The sequence below is a fragment of the Aeromonas sp. QDB39 genome (assembly GCF_027707585.1).
GTDB classification, from domain to species: Bacteria; Pseudomonadota; Gammaproteobacteria; order Enterobacterales; family Aeromonadaceae; genus Aeromonas; species Aeromonas hydrophila.
In genome coordinates, this window is sequence record NZ_JAPCIV010000066.1 from 1 (window position 1) to 11493 (window position 11493).

At 61.7% G+C, this 11493-nt stretch carries 10 protein-coding genes; 7 read left to right on the forward strand and 3 right to left on the reverse strand.

The genetic code is table 11. The annotated features are described in order from the left end of the window. Positions 1–123: 123 nt before the first annotated feature. Positions 124–456 carry a cupin domain-containing protein gene (locus PG899_RS22825; RefSeq protein ID WP_005306245.1) on the reverse strand — a complete coding sequence of 111 codons (333 nt, stop codon included), beginning with the start codon at positions 454–456 and terminating at the stop codon, positions 124–126. A 226-nt stretch (positions 457–682) separates the two neighbouring features. Here PG899_RS22825 and PG899_RS22830 point away from each other — a divergent pair, with 226 nt between their 5' ends. The 5 genes from PG899_RS22830 (at position 683) to PG899_RS22850 (ending at position 5927) form a co-directional block, all read left to right on the forward strand. Beyond that, positions 683–2041: an NCS2 family permease gene (locus PG899_RS22830; protein WP_016352259.1), complete on the forward strand. Its 1359-nt coding sequence runs from the start codon at positions 683–685 to the stop codon at positions 2039–2041. 231 nt (positions 2042–2272) lie between these two features. Next, positions 2273–3343, forward strand: coding sequence for a dihydroxyacetone kinase subunit DhaK (gene dhaK, locus PG899_RS22835; protein ID WP_077096462.1), 1071 nt, complete (start codon positions 2273–2275; stop codon positions 3341–3343). A gap of 15 nt (positions 3344–3358) precedes the next feature. Beyond that, the gene (dhaL, locus tag PG899_RS22840; RefSeq protein ID WP_016352257.1) at positions 3359–3988 is read left to right on the forward strand and encodes a dihydroxyacetone kinase subunit DhaL; all 630 of its coding nucleotides are present in this window, start codon (positions 3359–3361) and stop codon (positions 3986–3988) included. 1 nt (position 3989) lies between these two features. Then, on the forward strand, positions 3990–4706 hold the full coding sequence (gene dhaM / locus PG899_RS22845) for a dihydroxyacetone kinase phosphoryl donor subunit DhaM (RefSeq protein ID WP_077096463.1): 717 nt from the start codon (positions 3990–3992) through the stop codon (positions 4704–4706). A 138-nt stretch (positions 4707–4844) separates the two neighbouring features. Then, positions 4845–5927 (forward strand): glycerol dehydrogenase, encoded by a 1083-nt coding sequence (locus PG899_RS22850; RefSeq protein WP_024946333.1) that lies wholly within the window; start codon positions 4845–4847, stop codon positions 5925–5927. Between the two features lie 95 nt (positions 5928–6022). Here the strand turns inward: PG899_RS22850 and dhaR are convergent, their stop codons facing one another. Next, positions 6023–7933, reverse strand: coding sequence for a dihydroxyacetone kinase operon transcriptional regulator DhaR (gene dhaR / locus PG899_RS22855; protein WP_179101438.1), 1911 nt, complete (start codon positions 7931–7933; stop codon positions 6023–6025). A 67-nt stretch (positions 7934–8000) separates the two neighbouring features. Further along, positions 8001–8894 (reverse strand): LysR family transcriptional regulator, encoded by an 894-nt coding sequence (locus tag PG899_RS22860; protein WP_077096464.1) that lies wholly within the window; start codon positions 8892–8894, stop codon positions 8001–8003. Positions 8895–9061: 167 nt separating this feature from the next. Between PG899_RS22860 and PG899_RS22865 the strand changes: the two genes are divergently transcribed. Together PG899_RS22865 and PG899_RS22870 are read left to right on the forward strand one after the other, a co-directional pair. Beyond that, positions 9062–10180, forward strand: a complete 1119-nt coding sequence (locus tag PG899_RS22865; protein WP_077096465.1) for an agmatine deiminase family protein — start codon at positions 9062–9064, stop codon at positions 10178–10180. 415 nt (positions 10181–10595) lie between these two features. Next, positions 10596–11435 (forward strand): hypothetical protein, encoded by an 840-nt coding sequence (locus PG899_RS22870; protein WP_270697741.1) that lies wholly within the window; start codon positions 10596–10598, stop codon positions 11433–11435. Positions 11436–11493: the final 58 nt, after the last annotated feature.

The following is an 11493-nucleotide window of genomic DNA, read 5'->3' on the forward strand; positions in this document are numbered from 1 at the left end:
GTCGCGGGTTCGAGTCCCGTCCGCTCCGCCACTACTTAAGAAGCCCAGTCTAACGACTGGGCTTTTTTTCGTTTCCGGCACCGCACTTATTTCCCCGAACTGCCTCTTTTTTCCTCACGCGACTCAGTAAAACACACAGAGCCAGACGGTGGTCATGTCGGGATGGGTCCATTCCACCCGGTGTTTCTGGCGGGCGGGAATATTGATGTGGTCGCCCGGGCCCAGTTGTACCAGCTGCTGTTGCTGGGTTTGCGGGTCGATGAACAGCAGGCTGGCTTCCCCCTGTACCACCAGGATCCACTCATGCTCGTCCTGATCGTACCATTCACCCGGGGCGGTTTGATGGCCGTGGGAGAGGATGCGTTCGATCCGCAGGTGGTTGGTGCTGACCAGATCCTGAAAGAGTTCGGTAGGTAGTGGCGAGGGAATATCGTTCAGCAGATTGCGCGTGTGCATGGGTATCTCCCGTCTGACAGTGCGAATGGTTCTCTGCAGTATAGGAGCGAGCCTGGTAGGCAAAGGTGAGATTCGTGACAGGCAGATAAGCAAATTCGTGTCCGAACGAGAACGATTACGGCCATTTTGATGAAAAAGTCAGGGAATTCGCTGCAATTCCGACAAATTCTTGCTATTTTGCGCGCCACGAAAGCAAACGATTTCCTTCACACTTTCAGGACAAGTTATGGCAAAGCAAGATATGGCCGCCCAATCAGGGAACGGCGGCTTTTTGGACTCTTATTTTTCCATTTCTGCGCGCGGCAGCAGCGTGCGCCAGGAGTTGCTGGCCGGGTTGACCACCTTCCTGGCCATGGTTTACAGCATCATAGTGGTGCCAAACATGCTGGGCGCCGCCGGTTTTGAACAGGGGCCGGTGTTTGTGGCCACCTGCTTGATCGCCGCCTTCGGCTCTTTGCTGATGGGTCTGTGGGCCAAGCTGCCGATGGCCATCGGTTGCGCCATCTCCCTCACCGCCTTTACCGCCTTCAGCCTGGTGCTGGGGCAGGGGCTGAGCATCCCGGTGGCGCTGGGCGCCATCTTCCTGATGGGTGTTCTGTTCACCCTGATCAGCGTCACCGGCGTGCGTCAGTGGATCTTGGACAACCTGCCCTCCGGCATCGCCCACGGTACCGGCATCGGTATCGGGCTGTTCCTGCTGCTGATCGCCACCAACGGCGTCGGCATGGTGATCAAGAACGAAGGCGCCGGTCTGCCGGTACAGCTGGGTGAGGTCACCGCCTTCCCGGTCATCATGACGGTGCTGGGTCTGGCCGCCATCTTCGGTCTGGAGCGTCGCAAGGTGCCGGGCGGCATCCTGATGGTGATCATCGCCATCTCCATTCTCGGCCTTGTGTTCGACCCGAAAGTGACCTGGCAGGGCTTCTTCGCCATGCCGAGCCTGACTGGCGAGAAGGGCTCTCTGGTTGGCAGCATGGATCTGCTGGGCGCCCTCAATCCGGTGGTGATCCCGACCGTACTGGCGCTGGTGATGACCGCGGTGTTTGATGCCACCGGCACCATCCGTGCGGTGGCCGGTCAGGCGGGCCTCATCAACGAACGTGGCCACATCATCAGCGGCGGCAAGGCACTGACTGCCGACTCCGTCAGCAGCATGGTGGCGGGCGCCGTCGGTGGTGCACCGGCTGCCGTCTACATCGAGTCTGCCGCCGGCACCGCCGCCGGTGGCAAGACCGGTCTGACCGCTGCTCTGGTCGGCGTGCTGTTCCTGCTGATGATCTTCCTCTCCCCGCTGAGCTATCTGGTACCGGCCTACGCCACCGCACCGGCGCTGATGTACGTCGGTCTGCTGATGCTGGGCAACGTCACCAAGCTGGACTTCAACGACTCGGTCGATGCGCTCTCCGGCATGCTGTGCGCCGTCTTTATCGTGCTCACCTGCAACATCGTGACCGGCATCATGCTGGGCTTTGTGGCGCTGGTCGTCGGTCGTCTGTTTGCCGCCGAGTGGAAGAAGCTCAACATCGGCACCGTGATCATCGCCGTGGCGCTGGTGATTTTCTATGCCGGTGGTTGGGCTATCTAAGGCTCCCGGTTTACGTGAAGGGCTCCTGCGGGGGCCCTTTTTGTTGGCTGTGAGACGGCTAACAGTTTTCCTCATATTGGCTCCGCGCTGTTTCAGATTGAAACGCCGACCACCCTTCTGTTGTTTCAGATCCGAACCAAACTCCCGGTTATTTTTATCCTGATTTCTGTCGTTAGACTGGCTCCATCAACCATCTGCCTACCCGTGCGGTGGCAAGCCAAGGAGTGAGCCATGAAGAAACTGATCAATGCCGTCGATGCCGTGGTCCGTGAACAACTGATGGGGATGGCGGCCGCCCACCCCGAGCTCAAGGTCCGTATCGAGCCACACTACATCACCCGTGCCGACTCCCCCGTGATGGGCAAGGTGGCGCTGGTCTCCGGCGGTGGCAGCGGCCACGAGCCGATGCACGGCGGTCTGGTGGGCAAGGGGATGCTGGATGGTGCCTGCCCCGGCGAGATCTTTACCTCGCCGACCCCGGATCAGATGTATGAGTGCGGCCAGGCGGTCGACGGCGGTGCCGGCGTGCTATTTCTGGTGAAGAACTACACCGGCGATGTGCTCAACTTCGAAACCGCGGTCGAGCTGCTGCACGGTGACGGGGTCAAGGTGGGTTTTGCCCTGATCGATGACGATGTGGCGGTCAAAGACAGCCTCTATACCGCTGGTCGTCGTGGTGTCGCCACGACCGTGCTGTGCGAGAAGCTGGTCGGTGCCGCCGCCGAGGCGGGTTACGATCTGGCGCGCTGCGAGGCGCTGGCCCGCCGCATCAACAACCAGAGTCGTACCATAGGCGTCGCTACCCACGCCTGTACCGTACCGGCCGCCGGCAAACCCTCCTTCACCCTGGCGGACAACGAGATGGAGTTCGGCGTCGGCATCCATGGCGAGCCGGGCATAGCGCGCCGTCCCTTCACCAATCTCGACACCCTGGTGGGTGACATGTTCAATGAACTGGCGGACAACACTCCCTATGGCCGTACCCTGCGCCACTGGGACAGAGCCTCCGGCAGCTGGCAGGAGGAGCACACCTTCATCGAGCCGTTCAACAAGGGCGATCGGGTCATCGCACTGGTCAACAGCCTGGGCGGCACCCCGATCTCCGAGCTCTACGGCGTCTATGGTCGACTCGCTACCCTGTGCGAAGAGGCGGGCATCCATCTGGTGCGCAACCTGATCGGCCCCTACTGCACCTCCCTCGACATGACCGGCATCTCCATTACCCTGCTCAAGGTGGATGACGAGCTGATGACCCTGTGGGATGCCCCCGTTCACACCCCGGCCCTGCGTCACGGCTGCTAAGGAGCCTTCATTCCCATGCTAAGCAAACATCAGATCGTCAACTGGCTGCTCGACTGCGAACACATCTTCACCGAGCAGCGTGACTACCTCACGGCGCTGGATACCGATATCGGCGACGGCGACCACGGCCTCAACATGCAGCGCGGCTTTACCAAGGTGGCCGAGAAGCTGCCGGCGGTGGCGGACAAAGACATCGGTCAGGTGCTGAAAACCACCGGCATGACCCTGCTCTCCTCGGTCGGCGGCGCCAGCGGCCCGCTCTACGGCACCTTCTTCATTCGGGCCGCGGCCAGCAGCGATGCCTGCCAGAGCCTGACCCTCGGCCAGCTCGGCAAGATGCTGAGCGACGGGGTGGAGGGGATCGTCTCGCGCGGTCGCGCCGAGCCGGGTGACAAGACCATGTGCGACGCCTGGTGGCCGGCCCTGGCCGCCCTGCAGCAGGCGGAGCAGCAAGGCTTGCCTCTGCCCGAGGCGCTGGACAAGGCGGTCGCGGCCGCTGCCGCCGGTACTGAGGCCACCATCCAGATGCAGGCCCGCAAGGGGCGCGCCAGCTATCTTGGCGAGCGCAGCATCGGCCATCAGGATGCCGGGGCCACCTCGACCCTGCTGCTGCTGACCGCCCTGCGTGACAGAGCGAGGTTGTGACATGATCGGAATCGTAGTGGTCTCTCACAGCGCCATGCTGGCGGCCGGTTTGAAAGCGCTGGCCGACCAGCTGGGTAGCTCGGCCCGCCTGCTGCTGGCGGCCGGGGTCGATGACCCCGACCACCCCATCGGCACCGATGCCATCGCCGTGATGAGTGCGATTGAAGAAGCGGACGACGGCAGCGGCGTGCTGGTGCTGATGGACTTGGGCAGCGCCCTCCTGAGTGCCGAAACTGCCCTCGAACTGCTGCCCCCGCAGCTGAGTGCTCGGGTGCGTCTCTGCCCCGCCCCGCTGGTCGAGGGCACTCTGGCCGCCGTGGTGGCGGCCGGTTCCGGCCTGACGCTGGATGAGGTGGCCGCCGAGGCGCTCGGCGCGCTGGGCCCGAAACAGGCGATGCTGCCGGGCAGGGTGGATCCGCAGGATGTCGAGGCCGCTCCTGCCCCCGACGACGGCTGGCTGCGCTGCGAGGTGGTGGTGGATAACCCCCATGGCCTGCACGTGCGCCCTGCCGCTCGTCTGGTGGCGGTACTCAAGCCTTTTGCCGCCGAACTCAGGCTGCAAAAGGAGGATAAAGAGGCCAACCCCCGCAGCCTGACCCGGCTCACCATGCTCAACGTGCGCCAGGGTGACCAGCTCACCCTGCTGGCGCGCGGCGAGGATGCCGAGGCCGCCTTGGCCTGCTTCCAGCAGCTGGCTGCGGAGCGCTTCGGCGACTGACGCCACTGTTTCAAGGTGCTGCACTCGCTCACTGAGCCGGTGCAGCCCCATTCAAGACGAAGGAGTCCCCGGCACTGCCGCCCCTTCGCCCCTGTTAGTTTCAAAAGATGTCTTATGAACTAGAGAGAGGGATAAAATATGGACCGCATCATCATCAGCCCCAGCAAATACGTGCAAGGCAACGGGGCCCTCGCCAACATCGGCAACTACGTCAAGGCGCTCGGCGCCAAGCCGCTGATCCTGGCCGACGCCTTCGTCACCAAGCTGGTTGGCGATACCGTGGCTACCAGCTTCCACGGGGCAGGCATCCAGCCCGAATTTGACTGCTTCAACGGCGAGTGCTCCCGCCCCGAGATCGACCGCCTGCTGGCTCGCTGCAAGCAGACCCCGTTTGACGTCATCATCGGCATCGGTGGCGGCAAGACGCTGGATACCGCCAAGTCGGTCGCCTTCTACCAGCAGGTGCCGGTGGTCATAGTGCCGACCATCGCCTCCACCGATGCTCCCACCAGTGCGCTGGCGGTCATCTACACCCCGGAAGGGCAGTTCAGCGAATACCTGATGATCCCGACCAACCCCAACATGGTCATCATGGACACCGGCGTGGTCGCCCGTGCCCCGGTGCGGCTGCTGGTCTCCGGCATGGGGGATGCGCTCTCCACCTACTTCGAGGCGCGCGCCAACAAGGTGTCCGGTTGCCAGACCATGGCCGGTGGCGCCTCAACCCTGGCGGCGCAGGCCATCGCCGAGCTCTGCTACAAGACCCTGCTGGCCGATGGTTACAAGGCCAAGCTGGCGGTGGAGCAGGGGCTCTGCACCAAGGCGGTGGAGAACATCATCGAGGCCAACACCTATCTGAGCGGTATCGGCTTCGAGAGCAGCGGTCTGGCCGCCGCCCACGCCGTTCACAACGGCCTGACCCAGCTGGCCGAGTGTCATCACCTCTATCACGGTGAGAAAGTGGCGTTCGGTACCCTGGTGCAGCTGGTGCTGGAGAATGCGCCGATGGCGGAGATCGAAACCGTGCTGGGTTTCTGCCGCTCGATCGGCCTGCCCACCAACCTGCATATGATGGGGGTCAAGGAGCTGGACATGGCGCGCCTGATGGACGTGGCCAAGGCCTCCACCGCGGAAGGGGAGACCATCCACAACATGCCGTTCAAGGTCACCGCCGAGGATGTGCTGGCGGCCATCGTCACCGCCCACCAGCTGGGGCTGTAACCGCGCCACGGCTGACCTTGCCATATAAAAACGGCCCCGCATCTGCGGGGCCTTTTTGTGTTCAGCGGGCCGGTTCGCAACGACCTAAATAACCGTCAGCCGTGATAGTTGGCGGGATCGATCTCGAGCAGTTTCAGCCGTCGCCAGAGGGTAGTGCGGCCGATCCCCAGTTGCTGGGCCATCTGACTGACCTGCCCCTTGCAGGCGTGGGCACAGCGCAGGATGGCTTGCCGCTCCAGCTCGGCCAGAGTGAGCAGCGGTTGTCCCACCACCTCGTCCGCCACCAGTTGATGGCCGTGACGAATGGCGGCCGGTAGCGCCTCGGGCGGGATCTGCGATTGGCTGGAGTGAAGCAGGGCATGCTCGATGGCACTGCGCAGCTCCCCCAGGTTGCCGGGCCAGGGGTAGGCGAGCAGGCAGTCGAGGGCCGCCGGACTGAACTGGCGCCCTGGCTCGCGCCCCTGCGCCCCGAGCTGCTGGCTGATGAGGCCGGGCAGATCGGCAGTGCGCTCACGCAGGCTCGGCAGCCACAGCTCGCACGCCTGCAGCGCATAGAGCAGCTGACGGCCGAAGTGCCCCTCCTGCACCTTCTGCTCCAGCGCGGCGCTGCTGGTAGCGATGATCCGTACCTTGAGCGGCAGAATACGGGCCGAGTCGAAGCGCTGGAGGCGGCCGGTCTTGAGCAGTTGCAGCAGGGCCGCCTGCATGGGGGCAGAGAGGCACTCCACCTGCTCCAGCACCAGGGTGCCGCCGTGGGCCAGTTCGAACTTGCCGGCCCGCTCCTGTCCCGCTTCGTCAGAGCCCATCAGCTCCAGCGCCATCCGCTCGCTCGGCAGCGCCTGGCAGTTGAGGGTGACGAGCGGGCCGGCGGCCTGCTCGCTGCCGAAGTGGATCGCCTCCGCCAACTGGGCCTTGCCCACCTCCTCCTCGCCGCGCAGCAGGATGGGGCCCGGGCTTTGGGCCGCCTGCCGGGCGTAGCGCAGCAGCTTGCGCATGGCGCTCGACTCCCCCACCAGCGCCGACAGCTCGGGTACCGTCTGCCGTAGCTGATGGATGGCCCGCAGCCGATCGACCGGGTGCAGCAGCACGATAAAGCTGACGCCGTCCGGCCCGGGCAGCGGCTTGAGGCTCACCAGCGCACTGATGAACTCCGCCTCTTGCCCGCCCACCCGCTCCAGCGTTACCTCCACATGGCTCAGGGTGGTCTGCCCCTTGATGGCGAGCTGCAGCCGCTGGGGCAGCAGCAGGTGCTGTTCCAGCGGTTGGCCGAGGCAGAGATCCGGGTCGAGCCGCAGTCGCCTGGCCGCCAGGGCGTTGAGGTAGCGCAGCCTACCCTGCGAGTCCCAGGCCAGCACGCCGTCATCCATGCCGTCGAGCAGGGCGTAGAGCTCGCTCAGGTGGTGCTGGGACTCCTGCATCAGGGTCTCCATCTGCAGCAGGTGGGCCAGCTCGCGCCCGGCGCTGACGGTGAGCGCCAGATCGCCGGCGCTCGCCTCCTCCACCTTGCAGGTCAGCGCCATGATGGCGACCTGACGGCCGTTGCTGTTGTAGACCGGGCTGGCGCAGCAGTGCCAGGGGTGCAGGGTCTGGTTGAAGTGCTGGGTACCGCTGATGCAGAGCGGCATCCCTTCCAGCGCCGCCAGGTTGATGGCATTGGTGCCGATCCGCCCCTCGCTGAAAAAGGCGCCGGGGCCAAACCCCAGCGCTGCCAGTTCGCGCAAGGTGTCGGGGTGGCCGGTCTGGGCCAGCAGGCAGCCGCTCTCGTCGGTGAGCAGCAGGGCGCAGGGGCGCCCCTCCATGAATTCGTAGAGATCCTCGAGCGCCATCTCGCCAGTGGTGAGCAGGTCGCGCTTGCGCTGGCGCAGGCTCTGCAAGGTCTGCCCCTTGGCGCTGTGGGGCGGATGCCAGAGGGTGGCGCTGGTCTGGTGGGCGCAGCGCAGCCAGGAGGCTTGCAGATAGTCAGGCCAGGCCCGGGCTGGCGGCATGGAGGCGGACAGGATGGTCACGACAAGATCCGGCAAAGAGACGAACGCCCATTTAACCACCCTTGCCGGCCCGATTCAGTGACCTGCCTCAGAGGGATGGCAAACCATCCGCGGCGAGAGCGGGGTCGGCAAACTGCAACTCAAGCCAGCGGCAGAAGGCGCGACACTCCGGCATGGTCTCGCTCTCCTGATGCACCAGCAGATGCCACTGCGGCCCCTTGACCCTGTGGGTGGAGAGCGGCAACAGCTGCCCCTGCTGACGAGCGGGACGGGAGAGCCGCTCGCTCACCAGGGCGATGCCGAGCCCCTGACAGGCGGCGTCCAGCAAGAGGCCGGGATCGGAGAAGTTGAGCCCCCGGGTCTGCAGCTGCAGATCCTCTCCACCCTTGAGGGTCCAGTGGTGCCAGTCCAGCTCCCGCTCTCCGTGCAGGGTGGTGCGCTCTGCCACAGGTAGCGCCAGCACGGCGGGGGCCGCCACCGGCAGCAGGTGGTCTGCCAGCAGCAGCTGGTGGCGGCACTCGGCCTGGGGAGCCAGCTCCCAGCGCAGGGCGAGATCGATGGTCTGTTCGGCCATGTCGGGCTCTTCGTCACTGGTGAACAGCCAGAGGTCGACCTCGGGATGGGCGCGATGAAACGCCCCCAGCCGCGGCAGCAGCCAGTGGCGGGCGAGGGCGGTGCTGGTGTTGAGCACCAGCTGGTTGGGCTTGCGATACTGCTCCAGCCGCTGGATCCCCATCGCCAGCTGCAGCAGCACGCTCTGGGTGGTCTCCAGCAGATCCTGCCCCGCATCGGTGAGGGTGACCGAGCGCCCCTGCCGGTGAAACAGCGGCTGGCCCAGCAGCTCCTCCAGCGAGCGGATCTGCTGGCTGATGGCGGACTGGGTCAGGTGCAGCTCCTGCGCCGCCTGATGAAAACTGCCGAGTCTGGCCGCCGCCTCAAAGCCCCGCAGCACGTTGAGCGGGGGCCACTGCTTGAACACCATTGATTAGCTCCACTTATCACTTTTACGGAAAATCGATCGTTTGTTCGTCATCCATGCAGCAGATAGTCTATTACTCAGCGTGATTCGATTAACAGCGCTTGTTTTTGATCCCCCTTTTGTTGGGCCCGGACGCTCAGGTTCGAGCCCGTTTTCACAGGAGTCATCTCATGTCATCCCGTCGCCATGTTCTGAAACAGCTGGCCGCCCTCGGCGCCTTGGTCGGGCTGGGTACGCTGCCAAAGGCAAAGGCCGCCGCAACCGTCGCCAGCCCGGCAGACGCCCGCTTCTACATGCCGGAAGAGTCGACGTTTCAGACCCGGGTCTGGGTGGCGTTTGCCGCCAGCGAGGCCATCTGGGGCAGCGACTATCCGGCGGTGCAGGCCACCATAGGCCGGCTGGTGCAGGCCATGGTGCCTTATACCCAGGTGAACGTGCTCTGCCGCGAAGCCGAACAGGCGCTGGCCCGCCAGCTCTGCGGCGAGCAGAACACCCGCTTTGTCGTCGCCGAGCTGGATGACATCTGGCTGCGGGATACCGGCGGCGTCTTCGTCCAGAACGAGGAGGGGGAGCTGGGGCTGGTGGACTTCAACTTCAACGGCTGGGGTGACAAGCAGGAGCACGAACAGGATGCAGGTGTCGCCGAGCTGGTCAGCCAGCAGGCCAAGGTCCGTTATCTGCGGAGCAAGCTGACCGGCGAGGGGGGCGGCATCGAGGTGGATGGCAACGGCACCGCCATCCTGACCGAGAGCTGCTGGCTCAACAACAACCGCAATCCGGGGGTGAGCAAAACGCAACTGGAGGTGGAGCTGAAGGCCAATCTGGGGCTGCGAAAAATCATCTGGCTGCCGGGGATCAAGGGCAAGGACATCACAGATGCCCACGTCGACTTTTACGCCCGCTTCGTACGCCCCGGGGTGGTGGTGGTCAATCTGGACAACGACCCCCAGTCCCACGACTACGAGGTGACCCGCCAGCACCTGACCATCCTCAAGCAGGCCACCGATGCGGACGGCAACAAGCTGGAGCTGCATGTGCTGCCGCCACCGCTGGATGGGCGGGACAACCGTTTCAGCCGTAGCCGGGATTTTGCCGCCGGCTACATCAACTATCTGCCGATCAATGGCGCGGTGATCGCCCCCGAGTTTGGCGACAAGGCGGCCGACAGCTACTGCCACGAACTGCTGGCCCGCCTCTATCCCGGCCGTGAAATCGTGCAGATCAACATTGACCCGGTGGCCGCAGGTGGCGGCGGCATTCACTGCATCACCCTGCACCAGCCCGCCTGACCTTCCCCTACCGACCGATAACCCGGGGCGTTGCGACGCCCCGGGTTATTTATCCACGCCAATTCTTGGTAACCGTGAGCCTCCTGACCCGCCGCAGTCCTATTTCTTGGCCAACGATGCCATATGGTGTGTCACCTTGATCACACTCCCGAGTTATTCAAGAAGCTGAGACTGGGTGGTGCTTTCCATTGCTGCGCTGTAAGTGTATTTTTACTCGATAGTAAAATATTTATTCAGAAGAGGATATTGAGTGAACATATTCCGAACCAGTCGCTTGCCTAAAATAATAGATAAAAGGAATTTTCGTAACGAGAATGCAGACAGCCTGTATTTTATGGAAGGAAGAAAATGTGCTTATTAATACCAACTGTTATCTAATCACTCTTAAGCTACAATAAATTAAGGAGTAGATGCTTTGGCAAAGAAAAAAATTGTATCCGTTGGTTTTAAATTGGCCAACAATGATGTAACCCCCCTAAGCTTTAGGTCGAAAGCATCGTTGTTAGACTGGGATGTAATTCTGTTTCGTGAAGACATTATTGAGTTCTTATATTCAGATAGAAGTTCGAATAACTATCAAGGTAAACCTTCACTTTCTGAGAGCACATCTTTTCAACTCAAAGAAGCAGTTCAACATTGGCGCCGAGAAATATTAGATGCAGTCAACTGCGGGAAAACAGTGTTTTATTTTCTTGAGCAATATCGAGACTTTTATATTGATACTGGACAAAGACAATACTCAGGAACAGGGCGCAACCAAAAAACCACACGAATAGTTTCTCCCTACGACAACTATAAGTGCTTACCTTTAGATATTTCCGTTACGCCAAGACAGGGACAAGAAATGATCTTGGCTCCTCAAGGAGCTGAGTTCCTCTCTACGTATTGGCAAGATTTCTCCTCTATTTCTGAATATAAAGTCACGCTGGATAGTAAGCAAACAAAGCCATTGTTGTACACCAAGCATGGTAATAATGAAGTTGCATCCTATATAACAACTAAATCAAGTGGATCTTTAATACTCTTGCCATACATAGATCTCGAAAATGAGGAGTTTACAGAAGAGGTTGAGCTTGATGATGGGTGGAGCTCTTGTTGGAGTGAAAAAGGCTATCAATTTGGCGCCAAGTTAGTTTCAAGTCTCATTAATGTTGATATGCAATTACGCAAGAGTACAGAAAACACGGTTGAGCCAGAATGGGCAAGATCAGATATTTACGCTTTTACAAAAGAAAACCTGATTACCCATGATTAGCAGTCAGTTACCACGAACTATACTGATCTTACGTACAGTTATCGAGGTGCGAGATCAT

Bases quoted from the DNA above. Each gene is read 5' to 3' on its own strand.
- PG899_RS22825 (WP_005306245.1), bottom strand. From the start codon at position 456: ATGCACACGCGCAATCTGCTGAACGATATTCCCTCGCCACTACCTACC.
- PG899_RS22830 (WP_016352259.1), top strand. From the start codon at position 683: ATGGCAAAGCAAGATATGGCCGCCCAATCAGGGAACGGCGGCTTTTTG.
- dhaK (WP_077096462.1), top strand. From the start codon at position 2,273: ATGAAGAAACTGATCAATGCCGTCGATGCCGTGGTCCGTGAACAACTG.
- dhaL (WP_016352257.1), top strand. From the start codon at position 3,359: ATGCTAAGCAAACATCAGATCGTCAACTGGCTGCTCGACTGCGAACAC.
- dhaM (WP_077096463.1), top strand. From the start codon at position 3,990: ATGATCGGAATCGTAGTGGTCTCTCACAGCGCCATGCTGGCGGCCGGT.
- PG899_RS22850 (WP_024946333.1), top strand. From the start codon at position 4,845: ATGGACCGCATCATCATCAGCCCCAGCAAATACGTGCAAGGCAACGGG.
- PG899_RS22860 (WP_077096464.1), bottom strand. From the start codon at position 8,894: ATGGTGTTCAAGCAGTGGCCCCCGCTCAACGTGCTGCGGGGCTTTGAG.
- PG899_RS22865 (WP_077096465.1), top strand. From the start codon at position 9,062: ATGTCATCCCGTCGCCATGTTCTGAAACAGCTGGCCGCCCTCGGCGCC.